18 protein-coding genes are annotated in these 20447 nt (G+C 58.2%); all 18 read right to left on the bottom strand.

Features of this window, described 5'->3' with window-relative positions:
* Positions 1-63: 63 nt before the first annotated feature.
* The 18 genes from lysA to PCAR_RS13140 all read right to left on the bottom strand — a co-directional run bounded on the left by lysA (position 64) and on the right by PCAR_RS13140 (position 20442).
* Positions 64-1317 carry a diaminopimelate decarboxylase gene (gene lysA / locus PCAR_RS13225; RefSeq protein ID WP_011342185.1) on the bottom strand — a complete coding sequence of 418 codons (1254 nt, stop codon included), beginning with the start codon at positions 1315-1317 and terminating at the stop codon, positions 64-66.
* A 93-nt stretch (positions 1318-1410) separates the two neighbouring features.
* Entirely contained in the window at positions 1411-2199 is a 789-nt protein-coding gene (locus tag PCAR_RS13220; RefSeq protein WP_011342184.1) for a fibronectin type III domain-containing protein, read from the bottom strand.
* 2 nt (positions 2200-2201) lie between these two features.
* Positions 2202-3587 (bottom strand): argininosuccinate lyase, encoded by a 1386-nt coding sequence (gene argH / locus PCAR_RS13215; RefSeq protein ID WP_011342183.1) that lies wholly within the window; start codon positions 3585-3587, stop codon positions 2202-2204.
* Positions 3588-3795: 208 nt separating this feature from the next.
* The gene (locus tag PCAR_RS13210; RefSeq protein ID WP_011342182.1) at positions 3796-5016 is read right to left on the bottom strand and encodes an argininosuccinate synthase; all 1221 of its coding nucleotides are present in this window, start codon (positions 5014-5016) and stop codon (positions 3796-3798) included.
* 140 nt (positions 5017-5156) lie between these two features.
* Positions 5157-5969 (bottom strand): RDD family protein, encoded by an 813-nt coding sequence (locus PCAR_RS18465; protein WP_011342181.1) that lies wholly within the window; start codon positions 5967-5969, stop codon positions 5157-5159.
* Positions 5970-5988: 19 nt separating this feature from the next.
* Entirely contained in the window at positions 5989-6897 is a 909-nt protein-coding gene (gene argF / locus PCAR_RS13200; RefSeq protein WP_011342180.1) for an ornithine carbamoyltransferase, read from the bottom strand.
* Positions 6898-6954: 57 nt separating this feature from the next.
* Entirely contained in the window at positions 6955-8145 is a 1191-nt protein-coding gene (locus PCAR_RS13195) for an acetylornithine transaminase (protein WP_011342179.1), read from the bottom strand.
* The gene (argB, locus tag PCAR_RS13190) at positions 8142-9032 is read right to left on the bottom strand and encodes an acetylglutamate kinase (protein WP_011342178.1); all 891 of its coding nucleotides are present in this window, start codon (positions 9030-9032) and stop codon (positions 8142-8144) included. The genes PCAR_RS13195 and argB overlap by 4 nt, the downstream gene beginning before the upstream one ends.
* Positions 9033-9216: 184 nt before the next feature.
* On the bottom strand, positions 9217-10554 hold the full coding sequence (hslU, locus tag PCAR_RS13185) for an ATP-dependent protease ATPase subunit HslU (protein ID WP_011342177.1): 1338 nt from the start codon (positions 10552-10554) through the stop codon (positions 9217-9219).
* Complete coding sequence (gene hslV, locus PCAR_RS13180; protein ID WP_011342176.1) at positions 10551-11084, bottom strand: ATP-dependent protease subunit HslV; 534 nt, start codon at positions 11082-11084, stop codon at positions 10551-10553. Before hslV ends, hslU begins: the two co-directional genes overlap by 4 nt.
* A gap of 441 nt (positions 11085-11525) precedes the next feature.
* Positions 11526-12533 carry a hypothetical protein gene (locus tag PCAR_RS13175; protein WP_011342175.1) on the bottom strand — a complete coding sequence of 336 codons (1008 nt, stop codon included), beginning with the start codon at positions 12531-12533 and terminating at the stop codon, positions 11526-11528.
* A gap of 361 nt (positions 12534-12894) precedes the next feature.
* Positions 12895-13239, bottom strand: a complete 345-nt coding sequence (locus PCAR_RS13170; RefSeq protein WP_011342174.1) for a cupin domain-containing protein — start codon at positions 13237-13239, stop codon at positions 12895-12897.
* 24 nt (positions 13240-13263) lie between these two features.
* On the bottom strand, positions 13264-15912 hold the full coding sequence (alaS, locus tag PCAR_RS13165) for an alanine--tRNA ligase (protein ID WP_011342173.1): 2649 nt from the start codon (positions 15910-15912) through the stop codon (positions 13264-13266).
* Between the two features lie 11 nt (positions 15913-15923).
* Positions 15924-16385, bottom strand: coding sequence for a regulatory protein RecX (locus tag PCAR_RS13160; RefSeq protein ID WP_011342172.1), 462 nt, complete (start codon positions 16383-16385; stop codon positions 15924-15926).
* Positions 16369-17535: a type IV pilus twitching motility protein PilT gene (locus tag PCAR_RS13155; RefSeq protein WP_011342171.1), complete on the bottom strand. Its 1167-nt coding sequence runs from the start codon at positions 17533-17535 to the stop codon at positions 16369-16371. Before PCAR_RS13155 ends, PCAR_RS13160 begins: the two co-directional genes overlap by 17 nt.
* A gap of 1 nt (position 17536) precedes the next feature.
* The gene (gene recA, locus PCAR_RS13150; protein ID WP_011342170.1) at positions 17537-18562 is read right to left on the bottom strand and encodes a recombinase RecA; all 1026 of its coding nucleotides are present in this window, start codon (positions 18560-18562) and stop codon (positions 17537-17539) included.
* A gap of 45 nt (positions 18563-18607) precedes the next feature.
* Positions 18608-19186, bottom strand: coding sequence for an RNA 2',3'-cyclic phosphodiesterase (gene thpR / locus PCAR_RS13145; RefSeq protein WP_011342169.1), 579 nt, complete (start codon positions 19184-19186; stop codon positions 18608-18610).
* 17 nt (positions 19187-19203) lie between these two features.
* The gene (locus PCAR_RS13140; protein WP_011342168.1) at positions 19204-20442 is read right to left on the bottom strand and encodes a competence/damage-inducible protein A; all 1239 of its coding nucleotides are present in this window, start codon (positions 20440-20442) and stop codon (positions 19204-19206) included.
* Positions 20443-20447 lie beyond the last annotated feature (5 nt).

Genomic DNA, 20447 nt, shown 5'->3' with positions numbered 1-20447 from the left:
CCTCCCTTTAAGATGGAAGCGGTTGCGCGCCAGACCCATGGGAGCTGGCGGCGCGGTCGACCATTACAGTCCTTCCGGGATGCTTTCGCCTTTGATCAGGTCGTCGTAGGTTTCACGTTTGCGGATGACCATGACCTGGTCACCTTTCACCATGATCTCCGGTACCCGCCGGCGGCTGTTGTAATTCGAACTCATGGTAAAGCCGTAGGCTCCAGCCGAAGCGACCGCCAGCAAGTCGCCCTGGGAAAATGCGGTGATCTCCCGATCCTGGGCGAGAAAGTCTCCCGATTCGCAGATCGGGCCGACCACGTCGGCGACGATGGTGTCGGAAGTGGAACGATCCACCGCCTGAATGCCCTGGTACGAGCCATACAGCGCCGGGCGGGTGAGATCATTCATGGCGGCATCGACGATCACGAAGTTTTTGGCTTCGCCTTCTTTGACATACAGGACTTTGGAAACCAGCATGCCGGCATTGCCGACCATGACGCGGCCCGGTTCAAAAACCAGGGTAACGCCCAGGCCTTTGGTGCCTTCGATGATGACTTCGGCATAATCGGCGGGGCTGGGGGGCTCTTCTTCCTCGTAGGTGATGCCGAGGCCGCCGCCCAGATCGAGGTATTTGATGCCGAAACCTTCGTTCTGCAGGGTCTGCACCAGTTCGCGAATTTTTGCGATGGCATCGACGAAGGGCGACAGCTTGGTCAACTGGCTGCCGATGTGGCAGTCCACGCCAATGACCTCGAGGTTCGGCAGGCTGGCCGCAAGGCGGTAATCGTCCAGGGCCTGGGAGATGTTGATGCCGAACTTGGCCTTTTTCATACCCGTGGAGATGTAGGGGTGGGTCTGCGGATCGACGTCGGGGTTGACGCGGATGGCGATGCCGGCTTTTTTGCCGAGCCGTCCGGCCACGGCATTGATGGTATCGAGCTCCTGTCGCGACTCGACATTGAACATCAGGATGCCCGCCTGCAGCGCATCGGCGATTTCCGCTTCGGTTTTACCCACGCCGGAGTAGACGATTTTGGCGGGATCGCAACCGACTTGCTGGGCACGGAACAGTTCGCCACCGGAGACGATGTCGAAGCCGGCATTGTGGCTGACGAAGGTTTTCAGCACCGCCAGGTTGCTGTTGGCCTTGATGGAATAACAGATCAGGTGAGGCACGTCGGCAAAGGCCGAGGAAAATGCTTCCAGATGGCGACTGAGGGTCGCATGGGAATAAACATAGAAGGGCGTGCCGACCTGAGCGGCGATATCCTTAAGGGCGACATCTTCACAAAAAAGGTCGTTGTCGCGGTATTGAAAGTAATTCATATGAAAAACACTCCTTACAAAATGGACGGATTTTATTTAAGGAAAACAACGCTATGAACAGGTTGAAAACCGTAACATAGCCGTTTCCGAATGTCAAAATGACGACTTTTTCACGGCCCACGGGGTAGCTATCACGGCTTTTGAAAGCCGGCTTTCCACCTCGCGTTGCTGATGCAGGACAACCGCTCGTACGGCATACAAATAGGTGCGTCCGCTTTGGAAGACGCGGTCTTCGAAGCGTGCTTCGGACAACGGTTGTGCGTTCAGCGGCGCGACGGCATAGGGCCGGCCCGGCCGGCGGCGGTAAACGTTATAACCGATCAACGCCATGTCATCCGTCAGTCCCTGCGGTTCCTGCCAGGTAAGGGTCAGAACGCCGTCGGCGGTCTCGGCCTCCACAGCCTGTGGCGCCGGCGGAATAACGCTCAAGGTTTCGCGCGCCGCTACCGGGGTGCCGTCCTGTCCCCACCGGTTGTAGGGGATGATGCGGTACTGGTATCCGCGCCCTTCCTCAAGGTCCGGGTCGGCCAGGAAGTAGTGACCATTCCTGCTTTGTACGTCACGCAGATAGTCCAACTCGACCTGCCGCAGCAGCACGGAAGTGTCACGGCAGTCCGGACAGTCTTCGGTCGGGTCGAAATCCATGCGCATGACCTTGAAACCTGCCAGGTCGGTCAACTCGGTGTCGTCCTGATTGCGCTGCGGCATGGCCCAGGACAGAAGCATCTGGGTGCCTTGCTGGCGCAGTACCAGTTGCTCCGGAGCGGCAGGCAACGGTTGCCGCTGCGGTCGTACCGGTCCCTTGCGGCCACAGCCGGCGCACAGGCCGAGGACCATCAGCAATGCAAGCAACAGAAAACCTTGATGTCGGCGGCGCATCATCTTTACATCCTCTGCAGGCGTTCCTGGCGGGCGCGACCGATTTCCCGTGCCACCGCCTCGCGGGCGGTGCCGCCCGTGGCGCGGCGGGAATCGACGGACGCTTCCAGGGTGATGAAATCGTAAATGTCGGAATCGATATGTTCGGAAAAAGCCTTGAATTCTTCCAGGGTCAATTCCTCGATCTGCTTGTCATGTTCGATGCAGTAGCGCACCGTCTTGCCGACGATTTCATGGGCATCGCGGAACGGGATCCCCTTGCGGACCACATAATCGGCCACGTCGGTAGCGGTGGAGAAGCCGCGCGCGGCTGCTTCGCGCATATTGTCGGCGCGGATGCTCATCTGGGCGATCATGTCGGCGAAAATTTTCAGGCTGCCCTTGACCGTATCGATGGTGTCGAACAGCGGTTCCTTGTCTTCCTGCATATCCTTGTTGTAGGCCAGGGGCAGAGCCTTCATGACCGTCAGCAGGCTCATGAGATTGCCGTAGACACGACCGGTCTTGCCGCGCACCAGTTCCGGCACGTCGGGATTCTTTTTCTGCGGCATGATGGAGCTGCCGGTGCAGAAAGCATCGGACAGGTCGATGAAATGGAAATCGGCGCTCGACCACAGGATCAATTCTTCGGACAGGCGCGACAGGTGCATCATGACGACGCTGGCCGCGCTGCAGAATTCGAGAGCGAAGTCACGATCCGACACCGAATCGAGGCTGTTGCGGGTTACCCCGTCGAAGCCGAGCTGCTCGGCGACATATTCCCGGTCGATGGGGAAGGTGGTGCCGGCCAGGGCACCGGCGCCCAACGGCAGCAGGTTGATGCGCTTGTAGATGTCGGCCATGCGCCAGGAGTCGCGCCGGAACATTTCGTAATAAGCCATCATGTGGTGCGAGAAAAGGATCGGCTGGGCGGTCTGCAGATGGGTATAACCGGGCATGATGACGCCCAGGTTGCGCTCGGCCTGCTCCAGCAGGGATTCCTGCACCTTCTCGAGAAACGAGCGAACCTCCTTGACTTCGTCCCGCAGGTAGAGGCGTATGTCGAGGGCGACCTGATCGTTACGCGATCGCGCCGTGTGCAGTTTGCCGCCAACGGAGCCGATGCGTTCGATGAGTCGCGCTTCGATGTTCATGTGGATATCTTCGAGGGCGACGGAAAATTCGAAATCGCCTTTTTCGATATCCGCCAGGATGCTTTCCAGCCCGGATATGATGGTCTGAGCCTCGGCCCCGGTGATGATGCCCTGGCGGGACAGCATGCGCGCATGGGCCATGGATCCTTGGATGTCGTAGCGGTACAGGCGCTGATCGAAATCGATGGAGGCGGTAAAGGCCTCGACAAAGGCATCGGTAGGTTGGGTGAAACGCCCAGCCCAGGGCTTTTTGCTCATGGTTGATTCGCTCCGTTGATGAAACTGAAAGGCAGTGACTGGTGATGCGTGATAAGTGATTGGTGAAAGGCGACAGCCCCTATTCGGTTACCAACCACCAGCCAGTGCAAATAACAATGTGTGATGGTGACTGGTGATTGGGTTTTTCATTCACCAATCACCAGTCACTATTCACTAATTACCAGTAACGAGTTACTCGTTACTGTTTTTACCCATGTTTTTTCTGCATGGCGCTGCGGATCCGCAGACGCAGTGCGTTGAGGCGGATGAAGCCTTCGGCGTCGGCCTGATTGTAGACCTCGTCGGCTTCGAAGGTCGCCACTTCGGGATCGAACAGGCTGTTGGTCTCCGACTTGCGTCCGACCACCCGGCAGTGCCCTTTGTACAGCTTGACACGGGCCACGCCGTTGACGGTTTTCTGGGTTTCGTCGATCATGGCCTGCATCGCTTCGCGTTCGGGGGCGAACCAGAAACCGTTGTAGACCATGGTGGCATAGCGGGGGATCAGGGAGTCGCGCAGGTTGAGAACCTCGCGGTCCATGGTGATCTGCTCGACGCCGCGATGGGCTTCTTCGAGGATGGTGCCACCCGGAGTTTCATAGACGCCGCGACTTTTCATGCCGACGAAGCGGTTTTCCATGATGTCGGCGCGACCGATACCGTGCTTGCCGCCCAGTTCGTTGAGGTGGGCGAGCAGCTGCGCGGGGGACAGGCTTTCGCCGTTGATGGATACCGGGTCGCCGTTGCGGAATTCGATCTCGACATATTCGGGTTTGTCGGGGGCCTGTTCGGGCGAGACCGACAGCAGGTACATATCTTCCGGCGGCTCGGCCCAGGGATCTTCCAGAACGCCGCCTTCAAAAGAGATGTGCAGCAGGTTGCGGTCGCTGCTCCAGGGGCGCTTCTTGGTGACCGGGACGGGAATGCCGTGCTTGTTGGCGTAGGCGATCAGCGACTCGCGGCTGTTGAGATCCCACTCGCGCCAGGGGGCGATGATTTTGATCTCGGGGTTGAAATGGTAGTAGGCCAGCTCGAAGCGGATCTGGTCGTTGCCTTTGCCGGTGGCGCCGTGACATACGGCTTCGGCTTCCTCGGCCAGGGCGATTTCCATCTGTTTTTTGGAAATCAGCGGCCGGGCGATGGAGGTGCCGAGGAAGTAACGACCTTCATAGATAGCGTTGGCGCGGAACATGGGGAATACGAAGTCGCGTACGAACTCTTCGCGCAAATCTTCCACATAGCATTTGCTGGCGCCGGTCTGGCGGGCTTTTTCGGGGATGCCGTCAAGCTCCTTGCCCTGGCCGACATCGGCGGCGAAAGCGATGACTTCGCAGCCGTATTCTTCGATGAGCCAACGTACGATAATGGAGGTATCGAGGCCGCCTGAATAGGCCAGAACCGCCTTTTTGACAGAACCTTTTTGAGACATGGTAAGTACTCCTTCGGACAATGTTATGGCAACGCTCGTCGAATGGTGCAACGGCGAGGTCGATTGAACAAAACTCCGTTTTTACCGTGTTTCTGTAAAAACGACGGCAGCACGGATGTTATATGATCTGATCACTGGCATTACACGCGAATCACCAGGGTGTCGGCAATTTTATCGTGCAGGCCCTGTTTGCGCGCATCAAAGGCCACCATTAGATAGCCGATGCCGAGAATAATGCCGGAAACGAATTTGCCGACAATTTCCCGCAGCGCAGCGCGGCCGTAAGTCAGAGAGCTTCCGTCGCTGCGAATCACCTTCACACGCAACAGCATCTTGCCCGGCGTCTGCCCGCAGGCACCGGTAAACACCACGTAGTAAGCGATGCTGATGGCGCAACCGAAAAGCATGAGCATGATCGCCGCGGCAACTGAATCGTCACCTGCGTTGGGAGACAGCAAACCGGCCATGGCTCCCAAAATCAGAGTCAGCACCATTTGCAGCAACCACACGGCGATGGAATCGACGATGGCCGCGGCGGTACGAATCCAGAATCCCGCATAGGCGCCGACAGCAGCGGCCGCTGTGGTTGATAACACACCGCCGCAGCGTTGGCAATAGGTGGCCGGCTGCTGAGTGTTGCCGCAGAACGGACAACTAACCTGGGCTTCCTCAGGTTCGGGTTCGATCTGTGCCTGGCGTCTCTGCCACTTGGCGTAATCGATGCCGCACGCGAGGCAGTAGGACCCTGCGGGTTGTTGATGGCCGCAAGCCGGACATGTGACGGTGTTTTCAAGGTCGTGCGTCTGCTCGGCAGGCGCTGAGTCGGCACCTTTTGGCTGCTGTATTTCAAAGGCCGCTTTGCAACGCGGACAGGTGGCTTCGGTGGCACCGGCAGGAATTTGATCCGGCGATACCTCGGCGCTGAATCCGCAGTGTGGGCAGGTGATGGTCATGCTCCCCCCTTCACTGGCATCAGGCCATCAAGGTTGCCATGATGGCTTTCTGGATGTGCAGACGGTTTTCGGCTTCGTCAAACACGACGGCGTGTGAGCTTTCGATGGCTTCATCGGTGATTTCTTCATCCCGGTGGGCCGGCAGGCAGTGCAGAAGGATGCACGCGGGGTCGGCGGCGGCGATGGTTTCGGCATTGATCTGGAAACCGGCGAAGGCCGCGGCACGTTTGGCCTGCTCCTCTTCCTGTCCCATGCTGGCCCATACGTCGGTGTTCAGCACATGGGCGCCGCGAGCAGCTTCCAGGGGGTCGTTGAGATACGTCACCCGCGCGCCGAGTTTTTTGGCCCGCTCTACGACCAGGGCATGCGGCTCATAGCCTTTGGGGGTGGCGACGCGCAGCTCAAAACCGAACATGGCCGCGGCGTTGATCCAGCTGTTGGCCATGTTGTTGCCGTCGCCGATCCAGCAGTAGGTCAGGTCCCGGTAATTCTTTTTGTGCTCGATGACGGTCAGAAGGTCCGCCATGACCTGACAGGGGTGATACATGTCGGTCAGACCGTTAATGATCGGGATGGTGGACCATTGAGCCAGTTCCTCGACCCCTTCCTGGGAGAAGGTGCGGATCATGATGCCGTCGACGTAGCGGGACATGACGCGGCCGGTGTCTTTAATCGGCTCGCCGCGTCCCATCTGGGTGCTGCCGGAGGACAGAAACAGGGCGTGACCGCCAAGTTGGTACATGCCGACTTCGAAAGAAACCCTTGTCCGGGTGGAACTTTTTTCGAACAACATCCCCAGGGTCTTGCCCTTGAGCAGATGATGCTGTTCACCGGCTTTTTGTTTGGCTTTCAGATCCGCCGCGAGGGTGAAGAGGTTTTCGAGTTCTTCAAGGCTCCAGTCGGTGAGACAGAGAAAATCTTTTTTCACGATCCGTTCTCCTAATATCTATAAGGGGCAGAGGCATGGTCTGCCGTACCTTGCATGTCAGATGTTTTGCAGAATGCCGTCGAGGATAGCCATGGCTTCGTCGATCTCTTCGGGAGTGACCACCAACGGCGGCAAAAAGCGCAGCACCGTGTTGGCGGTGCAGTTGATCAACAGACCGCGCTCGAGGGCCTGGGTAACGATATCGGCACCGGGAATGGTCAATTCCATGCCGAGGATCAGACCGCGACCGCGCACTTCCTTGATAAAGGGATAGCGGTCCTTGAACTCTTCGAGGCGACTGCGCAGATAGTCGCCCATGGCGACGCAGTTATCCAGCACGCCGTCTTCGAGCATGGTGCGCATGGCCGCCAGGGCCGTGGTGGCCATCAGCGGATTGCCGCCGAAGGTCGAACCGTGGGAGCCGGGTCCGAAAGATTCGGCGACTTTTTCCGTAGCGACCATGGCGCCGATGGGCGGTCCGCCGGCCAGGGCTTTGGCCAGGGTCATGATGTCCGGCGCCACGCCGTCCTGCTGGTAGGCGAACAGCGATCCGGTACGGCCGCAACCGACCTGCACCTCATCGAAAACCAGCAACAGATTGTTCTCGTCGCAGATTTCGCGTACCGCGGCCAGGTAGCCCGGCGGTGCCACGCGTACCCCGCCTTCACCCTGGACCGGTTCCAGCATGACGGCGCAGATGCGAGGCGTGATGGCTTTGCGCAAGGCTTCGGCATCGCCGAAGGGCACGTAGTGAAAACCGGGCAGCAGGGGGTTGAAGCCGGCTTTCACCTTGTCCTGGCCGGTGGCGCTGATGGTGCCGATGGTGCGTCCGTGAAAGGAGGACAGGGCGGTAATGACCTCGAAACGGTCCGAGCCGAAATGCTCGGCGCTGTATTTACGCACCAGCTTCATGGCGGCTTCGTTGGCTTCGGCGCCACTGTTACAGAAAAACACCCGATCGCCGAAGGAATTTTCGCAAAGCAGTTCCGCCAGTTCGATCTGGCTGGGGATATGGAAATAGTTGGAGCAGTGGATCAGTTGCGCGGCCTGCTGCTGCAGAGCCGCCACGATTTTGGGATGGCAGTGCCCGAGGTTGTTGACCGCGATCCCGGCGAGGAAGTCGAGGTAGCATTTGCCGTCCGCGTCCCACAGGCGAGAGCCCTCTCCCCGCGTTGCGACCAGCGGAAAACGGCCGTAGGTTTTGGCGACATGGGCATTGCCCCGATCGATCCATTCTTGAGATGTCATGATGTGAACCTCCCTACCGCGGTGCCGACACCGCGATCGGTGAAAATTTCCAGAAGACAGGCGTGTTCTACGCGGCCGTCGATGATATGCGCCGTGTGTACCCCTTCGTCAAGGGCATCGATGCAGCAGTTGAGTTTGGGGATCATGCCGCCGGTGATGGTGCCGTTGTTGATGAGATCCGGGACCCGTTGGGTATCGATCGTAGAAATCAATTTGCCCTGTTTGTCCTTAACGCCTTCCACATCGGTCAGCAATATCAGCTTTTCAGCGCGCAGGGCTCCGGCGATGCGGCCGGCGACAATATCGGCGTTGATGTTGTAGGTTTCGCCGGCCAGGCCCGCTCCGATGGGAGCGATGACCGGGATGAAGCCGTTATTCTCAAGGGCGGTAATGACCTCGGTGTTGATGCTTTCGACATCACCGACCAGCCCCACATCGACGATCTCGGGAGTCAGGGTGTCGGGATTGATGGCGGTCATTTCCAGCTTGCGTGCCAGGATCAGACGACCGTCCTTGCCGCTCAAGCCGACGGCTTTGCCGTCATGGCGGTTGATGTTGGCGACGATCTCTTTGTTGACCTTGCCGCCGAGCACCATTTCCGCAACGTCCATGGTTTCCTGATCGGTGACGCGCATCCCCTGGACGAAGCGCGATTCCTTGCCCATGGATTTGAGAACCTGGCCGATTTGAGGGCCACCGCCATGCACGATGACGGGATTGAGACCGATATATTTCAACAGTACCACGTCGCGCGCGAACTCGTGCTTGAGGCGTCCGTCGACCATGGCGTGGCCGCCGTATTTGATGACGATGGTTTTGTTGTTGAAGCGCTGGATGTAGGGCAGGGCCTCCATCAGCACGTTGGCTTTTCTGATCAATTCTTCCATAGGGCAGGCTCTTTCATGAAAAATCAGCTGTAAGCTTCAAGCCAGTAAAATCTTGTTTACCGCAGAGTTCGCTGAGTTCACAGAGAAAAACCATCATAAATGGTCATACTCGGTTTTCTCTGCGGGCTTTGCGGCCTCTGCGGTGAAAATTGAGGTTTGATTCGTTTGCCGTTTAATGCCCGGCTTACAAAATATACCGTGACAAATCCTCGTCGCGGGCGATGTCGGACAGTTGTTTCCGCACATAATCGACATCGATTTCGACGCTCTGTTCGCGATGCTCGGGGGCTTCGAAGGAAAGTTCCTCGAGCAGTTTTTCCATGATGGTATGCAGCCGTCGCGCGCCGATGTTTTCCGTCTGGCTGTTGACCTGGGTGGCGATGCGGGCAATTTCGCGGATCGCTTCCTCGGTAAAGTGCAGGCGAATGCCTTCGGTTTCCATCAGGGCCTCGTACTGGCGGATCAGGGCGTTTTTCGGCTCGGTCAGGATACGGAAAAACTCCTCTTCGCCGAGGCTGGTCAGTTCCACGCGGATGGGGAAGCGGCCCTGCAGTTCGGGGATCAGGTCCGACGGTTTGGCCACATGAAAGGCGCCGGCGGCAACGAACAGGATGTGGTCGGTCTTGACCGGACCGTACTTGGTGCTGACGGTACTTCCTTCGACGATGGGCAGGATATCGCGTTGCACGCCCTCGCGGGATACGTCGGGACCCTGGCGGCCGTTCTGTCCGGCGATTTTGTCGATTTCGTCGATGAAGATGATGCCGCTCTGTTCGACACGCTCGCGGGCCAGAGTGTTGACCTTCTCCATGTCGACCAGGCGTTCAGCTTCCTGCTCGATGAGTATTTCGCGCGCTTCGCTGACCTTGATCTGGCGGCGCTTGGTCTTTTTGGGGAACAGGTTGCCGAACATTTCCTTGAAGTTGATACCCATCTCTTCGGTGCCCTGGGGCGTGAAGACTTCCATCATGGGCATCTGCGCCGCCTGCACTTCCAGCTCCACCTTGCGCTCGTCGAGGGCGCCTTTGCGCAGCAGTTTGCGCAGTTTGTCGCGGGTGCCGCCCTCGCCGGCCTCTTCGCCGGAAAGGTCCGGATCCCGGGACTGGGCACCGGGCAGCAATAGGTCGAGCAGACGTTCCTCGGCCAGATCTTCGGCTTTGACCCGGACTTTACGCGCTTCCTCTTCGCGGATCATGATAATCGCCAGGTCGAGCAGGTCGCGCACCATGCTCTCCACGTCGCGGCCGACATAACCGACCTCGGTGAATTTGCTGGCTTCGACCTTGATGAAGGGCGCTTGGGCCAGGCGCGCCAGACGACGGGCGATCTCCGTTTTGCCGACCCCGGTGGGGCCGATCATGATGATGTTTTTCGGAGCGATTTCGTCACGCAATTCGTCGGCTACCTGCTGGCGGCGCCAGCGGTTGCGCAGCGCCACGGCTACGGCCCGTTTGGCTTGTTTCTGGCCGATGATGTAGCGATCCAGTTCGGAGACGATTTCGCGGGGGGTAAAGTTGGTCACGGCAGACTCTCCGACGAGATATGGTCGTTGGTGTAGATGCAGATCTCTCCGGCAATGCGTAACGCTTCGGTCGCAATCTGCTCCGACGGCAACCCGGCGTGCCGGGTCAGGGCCCGGGCCGCGGCCAGTGCGTAGGATCCGCCCGAGCCGATGGCGGCGATACCGTCATCCGGTTCGATCACATCGCCGGCGCCGGACAGCACCAGGGTGGTGTTGGTATCGGCCACGATAAGCAGCGCCTCGAGTTTGCGCAGAATCTGGTCGGTCCGCCAATCCTTGGCCAGGGCCACGGCGGCCTTGGGCAGATTGCCGTGAAATTCCTGAACCTTGGCTTCGAACTTTTCGAACAGGGTAAAGGCGTCGGCGGTGGATCCGGCAAAACCCGCCAGGATGCGACCCTCGTACATGCGACGGATTTTGCGGGCGCCATGTTTCATGACCGTGTTGCCCAGCGTGACCTGGCCGTCACCGGCCATGGTGACCTGTCCCTGGTGGCGTACGCAAATGATGGTGGTTCCGCGAATATCCATGGTTTTATCTTCAGGATAGAGAATAATGTGAGAAGTTTTTGAAAAATAGAGCGTATTTTAACACAGGCAGGCAGGCAAAAAAAGAAAAATGGCAGATTTCGCCCTGTATTTCAAACCCGGTTTGCGGGCTTGTACGAATTTTGTCGTCGTGAAAAGCGGGTGTTGTTTTAGCCGTGAATTTGCTGTTGGCTGCTTCGGTTAGGTTGCCTTATTATGGGTCCCTTTTTACTCAGGAATTTTCTTCGTAAAAAAAGCAAGAGCTTCCAGATTGTTGAGTTCTGGACGCTCTTGCTTTAGGAGGTATGCGTATTACAGGCAGAGAGGGCTTGTCAGCGCTGCATGAATTGTTTTTCCCCGTCAATTTGGCGGATGGTGCGTCATGTGAAATAGCGGCAACGTGTGTAAATAAGCTTGCCGTTGACTACCTGCTTGATAAGGCAATTACCAGAACTGAAACCCCAGTTCTACTCCAAAACGACTATTCAGGGAGGAGTCGAACTCGATGTGCGCCGGTGTTCCTGAATTATTGGCGCTTCCGTGACCAAGCGTGCTATGGCGAATCTTGGCAACATTCTCAAGGTAGTCCACTCCCGCAATAAAGCTCAGGGACAATTGCTCGTATTGCAGGGTGATCTTGCCAAGGACGCTTGCTGCAGTGGTCGTCCGGGATTTATCGTCATGGGCTGTTGATGAAATATTCGAAAAAATATCGGACACCTGCTGGGTGCCATGATATTCGGCATCGAGATGATATATGCCAACAGCCGGGGTTAGTTCCCAAGTGGCAAAATCACAAAACCGACCGGCAACTATCACTCCTGCCCGCCCACCGATATAATCGGAGTTCAAATGCTCATTCATCTGGGTTTGGGTGTCAGAAAAAACACCGGTCATGTTGGCGTGCAGGGTGAAATCCTCCTCCAGGGACATAAAGCTTGGTCCGACAAAGGGGACAAGCTTAAGGCCAGCGAAACGCACGGGATATTTCCCAAGCAACTCTATGCGGCTGTAATCGCCGGAGCGATTCATCCGGGCCTCGACGTCGCTTACATCCCCAGTTATACCCCAGGTCCACAAATCGCCACCCACGGACAGCCATCCCACTCGGTAATCTGGACCGTAGTTGTATGATTTATGGGTGGAGCCGTTCCAATCAGCCATTTCGATTCCCAGTTCGAAGATTAGGTTGAGGGCTGGGATCGGTACTCCGAGGGTCAGTCCTGGCATGACAGCATCCTCCCGACCATCACTTCCATCGAGATATTTAATGATCTGCCAGGATGTATCCTCCAAAGCGATGGGGGAATAGTCGGGAAGATCAAGTCTCAGGTATTGAGCGGAAAGATTCAGATAGACACCTCCGTCTATAGCAGATGTCTCATCCGGTGCGGCCCAGCAGACCGAGGCCATAAGCAGTAAGAAGATGCAAAACACCAACGTCTTTCTCATTTTCAATCCTCCATAATGATCGAATTTGATATTGGATTTTTAAGAGTGTCAAAAGTTTGAAAAGTGCCAAACGGCACAAAGAAACAATGGTCTAATTATAGATGGCTTCATAATGTGTAACAAAACTCCCTTTTTGTAAACAGAAAAATTTAATCTTGAAGGTTGGTTTTTGGCTGGACAGGTTTTTGTGGTTGTTCTTCGGTAGGTAAGTAACTTTGCTCGGGAAGGAGGAATGAATCCCTGCGGTGATTGCTAAACAGTGATATTACATGGAAAGGCCAGTAGCTGAGATAATACAAAACTGCCGACGGGCGCGAAGGCGGCCGTCGGCAGAATGCTGCATATGGAAATTGCGGAAGGGCTATTTGAGCGGTGGTGTGAAGATCGCCAGCAGATCTACAGGTTCGTCGCCGATGTTTTTGAGGCTGTGCTGCACGCCGGGAGGCGCCACCACGCAACAGCCGGCGCCGAAGGTGTGCTGCTCGCCGTTCATGGTGCAGAGGGCTTCGCCACCGAGGATGTAGAAAGTTTCGGTCTGCCCTTCGTGGGCATGGGGGCGAATCTCGCCGCCGGCTTCGATGCGACCGCGGTGCAGGGACAAGGCCGGATTGATTTCGGTGGTGACCACATCGCGCAGGAAAAATCGGTCATGCTGGGGATGCGGATATTCTTCCTGTTCCGCGGTACGTATAACGGTGCCTTTCATGGTTGCTCCCGGTCTATGGGCCGTTCAGGCCGCGTTAAGGGCTTCGGAGATGCGTTGCGGTACGCTGGCCAGGGCCTCGTCAAGTTGTTCGGGCTTGCTGCCGCCGGCCTGAGCCAGGTCGGGTCGCCCGCCGCCGCCACCACCGACCATGGCGGCCAGTTGTTTGACCAGTGCGCCGGCCTGCAGCCGCTTGGTCAGATCCTTGGTGACTGCTACCAGAAGCCCGGCCTTGCCTTCGTGGGCACTGCCCAGAATCAGGACGCCTGATGACAGTCGGTCACGGACCTGATCGGCAAGTTCCCGCAAAGCCTTGCCGTCGAGGTTGTCGACACGGCCGCAAACCACGCTGATGCCGTCGATCTCGGTAGCCTGCTGCAGCAGATCGCCGGCCTGGTCGGCGTTGAGCTTGCCCTGCAGGGATTCGATTTCGCGTTCCAGTTCCTTCTGGCGTTCCAGCAGCTTGCGCAGGCGTGCTTCCAGTTGGGGACGATCGGTTTTGATCAGGCTTGCCAGATCGTCGAGGGTACGTTCCTGGTCGCGTACCACCTGGAGGGCTTTGGCCCCCGTCACCGCTTCGATACGTCGTACGCCGGCGGCGATGCCGGTCTCCTGCAGGATTTTGAACAGGCCGATATCCCCGGATGCGTTGGCGTGGGTGCCGCCGCACAGTTCCATGCTGATGTCGCCGACCCGGACGACGCGGACCTTGTCGCCGTATTTTTCGCCGAACAGGGCGGTGGCGCCCTCGGCAACGGCCTGTTCGTGATCCATTTCGCGGGTGTCGACTCCGGCGTTCTCCCGGATACGGCAATTGACCAGGGTTTCGACCCGTTCCAATTCCTCGGCGCTCATGGCGGAGAAATGGATAAAGTCGAAGCGCAGACGCTCCGGGGTTACCAGCGATCCGGCCTGTTTGACATGCTCGCCGAGTACTTCGACAAGGGCCGCCTGCAGCAGATGGGTGGCCGTGTGGTTGAGGGCCGTGGCCTGGCGACGCTCCCGGTCAACCGTCAGGGTTGCGGTTTCGCCGGTCTGCAGCGTGCCGGCGGCAATTTCGCCCACGTGTACGAATAATTCCGGCAACGGTTTTTTGGTGTCTGTGATGGTGACTTCGGCATCGCCGGCGGCAAGGGTGCCGCAGTCTCCGGTCTGGCCACCCGATTCCCCGTAAAAGGGCGTGGCGGCGGTGACGATTTCGACTTTGGCTCCGGCCGGTGCGCTGGACACCGGTTGGCCGTCGAGGAGGATGGCGAGAATCTCGCTCTGGCCGGTCAGTTCGCCGTAGCCGGTAAAGTCGGTGCGGGCGCCTTCCTCGGCAAGCTGCCGGTAGATGCCGGAAATGGCTTCTTCGCCGGAGCCTTTCCAGTGCTCGCGGGCTTTCTGGCGCTGTTCCTCCATGCAGGCTTCGAAACCGTCTTCGTCGATGGTGACGTTTTCGCCGCGTAAAATATCCGCGGTAAGGTCAAGGGGAAAGCCGAAAGTGTCGTAGAGTTTAAACGCTACATCGCCCGGCAGCACGGTGGCGTTGGCCGCTTTGAGGCGCTCGACCTCCTCGGTAAGGATGCGCAGGCCGTTGTCCAGGGTCTGGATAAAACGCTCTTCCTCGATCTTGACGATCTTGGCGACGTAGTCAGCACGCTGGGCCGGTTCGGGGTACGCTTCGGCCATCGATTGCAGTACGAAGGTTGCCGTGCGGTACAGTACCGGATCGGCGAACCCGAGCATTTTGGCGTGACGGGCGGCCCGGCGCATGATGCGCCGCAATACGTAGCCGCGGCCTTCGTTGCTGGGCAGCACGCCGTCGGCAATGAGAAACGCTGTGGCGCGGCTGTGGTCTGCGATGACCCGCATGGACATGTCGTGCTCGGCATTGTCGCCGTAGCGCTTGCCCGAGAGTTCTTCCACATGGGCGATGATGCCGCGCAGCAGGTCGCAGTCGTAATTGCTTTGCACGCCCTGCATGACGGCGGTGATGCGCTCCAGCCCCATGCCGGTGTCGATGGACGGCTTGGGCAGGGGGGTCATGGTGCCGTCGGCGTCGCGATTGAACTGCATGAACACCAGGTTCCACAGTTCCAGGTAGCGGTCGCAGTCGCATTTGCCGATACCGCACTCGTCGCCGCAGGACATGGATTCGCCCTGGTCGATGAGGATTTCCGAACAGGGTCCGCAGGGGCCGGTGTCGCCCATGGACCAGAAGTTGTCCTTTTCGCCCATGCGGATCAGGCGCTCTTCGGGGATACCTTGCTGGTCGCGCCAGATATCGTATGCTTCGTCGTCCTCGCGAAAGACGGTGACCCACAATTTGTCCTTGGGCAGGCCCATCTCTTCAGTGAGAAACTTCCAGGCATGGTCGATGGCCTCTTTCTTGAAGTAGTCGCCGAAAGAGAAGTTGCCGAGCATTTCAAAAAAGGTGTGATGACGGGCGGTCTGACCGACGTTTTCCAGGTCGTTATGTTTGCCGCCGGCGCGCACGCATTTCTGGGCCGAGGTGGCGCGCACATAGTCGCGTTTTTCCCGACCGAGAAACACATCCTTGAACTGGTTCATGCCCGCATTGATGAACAGCAGCGTCGGGTCGTTGTGCGGGATCAACGCCGAAGAGGGGACTACCGTGTGTCCATGGTCCTGGAAAAACTTCAAAAAACGGGATCGTATTTCGTTGCCGGTCATGAGCTTGGTGACTACCTCTCTTCGCTGAAATATTGAAACAGAACTGCCGAGGCAAAGCCGCGCCGCCTCAGGTAATTGAATACCCTGCGTCGCGAACGGTCATCGGCTGTTTGAAAATCGAAATCTGGAAAACGGCGCTGGCACAGGTCTTTTAAAATCTCGGCCTGGCTGAATTCCTCCTCCAAATCGTTGATAGCCTTGCGGGCGATGCTGTCGCCGATACGCTGATGTCTCAGGTCGGCCATCAGGGCGGGGCCGACGGCACGGCCGGAGGCCAGCAACTGACGGGCCCGTATCCGGGCAAAGCGTTCGTCGTTTACGTAGTTGTAACTGCGGCAGCGTTCCAGCGCATGTTCGATCTGGTCACTGTCGAAGCCTTTACGCTGCAATCGCTCGCGCAGCATGGCTTCGGAGTATTCCCTGCGCGAAAGCAGGCGCAGGGCGCTGCTCCAGGCATCAGTTCGAGGTGCCATGGTTGCGCAGGATGTCCGAATCTTCTTCTTCCGATTCTTCACTCTTCTTGTCAAAGTCTTCCCAGCTGAGGTCGGATGCCGAGGAAATACCGGAAGCTTTGAGTTTGAAGTCGTCGGGATTGGAGCTTTGTCGGACCGCTTCTTCGAAAGTGATCAGTTCGTTGCGGTACAGCGACATCAGCGACTGGTCGAAGGTCTGCATGCCGTACGATACGAAGCCTTGCTGTATGGCGTCGCCAAGCAGTTTGGTTTTTTCCTTGTCGTCGATCAGGTCACGGGTACGAGCGGTGGAAATCATGACTTCCACCGCCGGTACGCGGCCCTTTCCGTCGGCACGCGGCACCAGGCGCTGCGAAACCACCGCTTTGAGGACGCCCGAAAGCTGCGATCGGATCTGGCGGTGCTGATGGGGCGGAAATACCGAGACGATACGGTTGATCGATTCCGGTGCATCGATGGTGTGCAGGGTGGCCAGTACCAGATGGCCGGTTTCAGACGCATGCAGGGCAGTTTCCACCGTCTCCAAGTCGCGCATCTCGCCGACCAGGATGATGTCCGGATCCTGGCGCAAAGAATGCTTAAGTGCCGCGGCGAAGCTTTCGGTGTCGCTGCCGACTTCGCGCTGGTTGACGATGCACTTTTTGTCGCGATGCAAAAACTCGATGGGATCTTCGACGGTGATGACGTGTTCGGTACGGTGCGTATTGATGTAATCGATCATGGCCGCCAGGGTGGTGGACTTTCCCGAACCGGTGGCCCCGGTCACCAACACCAGACCACGCGATTCCATGGCGATTTTTTTGATAACCGGTGGCAGATACAGATCATCCAGTGCCGGGCAGGTAAAGGGAATAACACGGAAAACCATGCTGATCGTGCCGCGCTGGGTGAAGACGTTGACGCGAAATCGACCGAGTCCGGCCACACCGTAGGCCATGTCGACCTCGTGGTGTTCCTCGAAGAATTCCTGCCGGTGTTTGTTCATGATGCCGTAGGCCATTTTGTGCACGCCCTCGGCATCGAGGCGCGGGGCCTTGGGCAACGGTCGCAATGCACCGTCGATGCGGTAGATCGGCGGCAATCCCGCTTTAATATGGATATCCGAGGCTTTGGCTTTGAGGGCGACGGCCAGAATATTGTTCAGTTCCATGTTATTCAGCCTCTTCAGCCGCTACGGGGAGCTGTTTCAAACCGTAATGTTCAAGCAGCCGATCCTCAATGGTCTGGCAGGTCTCGGGATGCTCGCGCAGGAACTGCTTGGCGTTTTCCCGACCCTGGCCGATGCGTTCGCTGTCAAAGGAATACCAGGCTCCGCTTTTGTCGACAATTTCGGCGGCGGCACCGAGATCAAGAACGTCCCCTTCCCGGGAGATGCCCTGACCGTACATGATGTCGAATTCGGCTTCCTTGAAGGGCGGCGCGATTTTGTTTTTGACCACCTTGACCCGGGTACGGCTGCCGATAACATCCTGGCCCTGCTTGAGGGTGGCGATTTTGCGGATATCCATGCGTACCGAGGAGTAAAATTTGAGGGCATTACCACCGGTGGTGGTTTCAGGATTGCCGAACATGACGCCGATTTTCATACGGATCTGGTTGATAAAGATCACGCAACAGTTCGATTTGTTGATGGTGCCGGTCAGTTTCCGCAGGGCCTGGGACATGAGGCGTGCCTGCAGGCCGACATGGGCATCGCCCATTTCGCCTTCAATCTCGGCGCGCGGTACCAGGGCGGCTACGGAGTCGATGACCAGGACGTCAATGGCGCCGCTGCGTACCAGCACCTCGGTGATTTCCAGGGCCTGCTCACCGGTGTCGGGCTGGGATACCAGCAGGTCATCGGTGCGCACGCCGAGTTTGCGCGCATAATGGATGTCGAGGGCATGCTCGGCATCGACAAATGCGGCAATGCCGCCTTTTTTCTGCGCCTCGGCAACGATGTGCAGGGCGAGGGTGGTTTTGCCCGACGATTCCGGCCCGTATATTTCGATAATGCGGCCGCGCGGTACGCCACCTACACCCAGGGCGATATCGAGGCTCAGGGCTCCGGTCGGGATGGTGGCGACGTCCGGCACGATGGCGTCTTCGCCAAGACGCATGATGCTGCCTTTGCCGAACTGTTTTTCGATCTGGCCCATGGCCAGGTCGATGGCGCGTTCACGATTGTCGGTCGTCATGATCCGGATATCCTCCAGGGGTAATGTGTTGGTAATATCTATTGTTTAGTGGCGGCCGCCGGATGGACCGGTCAGCGGTGTTTCGTAGCGCGGCAGATGTATGGCGCCGCGCGCCGTTAGCTGGCTTTCGTACAGTACCAGACGAGAAATCCGCAGATGGCCGCACTGTCTTTCCATAAACGGTGCCAGCCGCTGGTCGATGGCCGGAACGGGTTGCCGGCAGCGTCCAAGGGTCAAGTGGGGTTTGAAGGGTTTGTCATCCCAGGACACCTGCAGCTGGCGCAACATATCTGTGATCGTCATCTGCAGGTCGCATAGTGTATTTGCGTTTTGCAGCCCCAGCCATACGACCCTCGGTCGTTTCAGAGACGGAAAGGCGCCAAGCCCGCCGACATCTACGGTCACGGGTGCGAAAACACTTCCTATCGATAGCATAGACCCGCCGATTTTTTCAAGCGATTCTTCGGAGATATCGCCCAGGAACGCCAGGGTGAGATGCATGGTTTCCGGCCGCACCCAGCGTACGGATGGCAGGGCGGCGGACAACTCCTGCTGCAGTCGCACTATTTTCTCGAAAACGGGCCCGTCAAGGGGGGCTGCGATAAAGGCGCGAACCGTTTTCATGAATCCTCCAATATCGATCAGTAGAGATTGCCCAGATAACGGCGCAGCCATTCCAGGGCCATGCAGGCGGATATGTGCCGGATCTGCTCGCGATCACCGCTGAAACGGTAACCCTGGACGCGTTCTTCCCCGGTCGTGCTCAACGCCAGGAAAACCGTGCCGACCGGTTTGTCCGGTGTGCCGCCGTCGGGACCCGCGATGCCGGTGATGGCCAGTCCCAGATCGGTGCCCGCGGCCTGGCGGATACCCTGTGCCATGGCCTGGGCGCAGGCTTTGCTGACGGCACCTTCCTGATTCAGGATATCCTCGGAGACCTGCAGCCAATCCTGCTTGGCCGCGTTGGAATAGGTCACTCCGCCTCGCTCCAGAAACCGGGACGCGCCGGGAATGTCGGTCAACATCTGCGAGATCATGCCGCCGGTGCAGGATTCAGCCAGAGCCAGGGTCAGGCCGGTATCGGTCAGCATGCGGGCGACATTGCCGGCCAGGGTCTCCTGGCCAACGGCGAAGACAAACGGTTGCAGCACTTTGCGGGTGTGCATTTCGGCCCGATCGAGCAGCGCTCCGGCCTGGTCGCCGCAAGCGCGCAGCTTGACGTAAACAAAGGGAAACTCGACGCCGAAAGCCAGTTCCACGCCCTCGGGCAGGGGGGCCTGGCTGAAATGTTCTTCGACTTTGGGTTCCGACAAACCGAAAACCTTAAGAATGCGCTCCTGCCGCGGGGCCTGGCCGCCGCTGCGCTCATGCAGGCGCGGCAGGACCTGTTCTTTAAGCATGTCCACCATTTCCCGGGGTACGCCGGGTAGGAAAAACATGTCGCACTGTTCGTGGCACAGGTGAAAACCGGGGGCGGTGCCGAGGCGATTGGGCAGAATCACGGTCTTTTGCGGCAACAGCGCCTGCTTTTCGTTACGCGGATGCATCTCCTTGTTCTTTTCGGCGAAAAACCGGCGAATCTGTGCCAGCGCTTCCTCGTTGAGCACCAGGCGGCGGCCGAAGGCCCGGGCGGCGATTCGGGCCGTCAGGTCATCGTCTGTGGGGCCGAGGCCGCCGGTGCTGATGATGACATCGCGCCGGCCTGACATATCTTTCAGGGCGGTTTCGATTTCGACCTCGTCGTCGCCTATGGCGCGGGATTCCCTGACAATATAACCCCAGGATCCAAGCAGCTGGGCAATGCGGGCAGTATTGGTGTCGGACATCTCTCCGTTGACCAACTCGTCACCGGTGGTCAGTATCGCGATATTCAGACTCATGTTTT

This window comes from Syntrophotalea carbinolica DSM 2380 (assembly GCF_000012885.1).
GTDB classification, from domain to species: Bacteria; Desulfobacterota; Desulfuromonadia; order Desulfuromonadales; family Syntrophotaleaceae; genus Syntrophotalea; species Syntrophotalea carbinolica.
The sequence above is the reverse complement of the archived record's forward strand: the minus strand, read 5'-3'. Positions and strand labels throughout refer to the sequence as shown.

Excerpts from the sequence above, each read along its gene's own strand:
- hslV (WP_011342176.1), bottom strand. The coding sequence starts at position 11,084 with ATGGATATTCGCGGAACCACCATCATTTGCGTACGCCACCAGGGACAG.
- argH (WP_011342183.1), bottom strand. The coding sequence starts at position 3,587 with ATGAGCAAAAAGCCCTGGGCTGGGCGTTTCACCCAACCTACCGATGCC.
- argB (WP_011342178.1), bottom strand. The coding sequence starts at position 9,032 with ATGGAAGAATTGATCAGAAAAGCCAACGTGCTGATGGAGGCCCTGCCC.
- PCAR_RS13195 (WP_011342179.1), bottom strand. The coding sequence starts at position 8,145 with ATGACATCTCAAGAATGGATCGATCGGGGCAATGCCCATGTCGCCAAA.
- alaS (WP_011342173.1), bottom strand. The coding sequence starts at position 15,912 with ATGACCGGCAACGAAATACGATCCCGTTTTTTGAAGTTTTTCCAGGAC.
- lysA (WP_011342185.1), bottom strand. The coding sequence starts at position 1,317 with ATGAATTACTTTCAATACCGCGACAACGACCTTTTTTGTGAAGATGTC.
- PCAR_RS13210 (WP_011342182.1), bottom strand. The coding sequence starts at position 5,016 with ATGTCTCAAAAAGGTTCTGTCAAAAAGGCGGTTCTGGCCTATTCAGGC.
- thpR (WP_011342169.1), bottom strand. The coding sequence starts at position 19,186 with ATGAAAACGGTTCGCGCCTTTATCGCAGCCCCCCTTGACGGGCCCGTT.
- PCAR_RS13140 (WP_011342168.1), bottom strand. The coding sequence starts at position 20,442 with ATGAGTCTGAATATCGCGATACTGACCACCGGTGACGAGTTGGTCAAC.
- PCAR_RS18465 (WP_011342181.1), bottom strand. The coding sequence starts at position 5,969 with ATGACCATCACCTGCCCACACTGCGGATTCAGCGCCGAGGTATCGCCG.
- PCAR_RS13160 (WP_011342172.1), bottom strand. The coding sequence starts at position 16,385 with ATGGCACCTCGAACTGATGCCTGGAGCAGCGCCCTGCGCCTGCTTTCG.
- PCAR_RS13170 (WP_011342174.1), bottom strand. The coding sequence starts at position 13,239 with ATGAAAGGCACCGTTATACGTACCGCGGAACAGGAAGAATATCCGCAT.
- PCAR_RS13220 (WP_011342184.1), bottom strand. The coding sequence starts at position 2,199 with ATGATGCGCCGCCGACATCAAGGTTTTCTGTTGCTTGCATTGCTGATG.
- recA (WP_011342170.1), bottom strand. The coding sequence starts at position 18,562 with ATGACGACCGACAATCGTGAACGCGCCATCGACCTGGCCATGGGCCAG.
- PCAR_RS13175 (WP_011342175.1), bottom strand. The coding sequence starts at position 12,533 with ATGAGAAAGACGTTGGTGTTTTGCATCTTCTTACTGCTTATGGCCTCG.
- PCAR_RS13155 (WP_011342171.1), bottom strand. The coding sequence starts at position 17,535 with ATGGAACTGAACAATATTCTGGCCGTCGCCCTCAAAGCCAAAGCCTCG.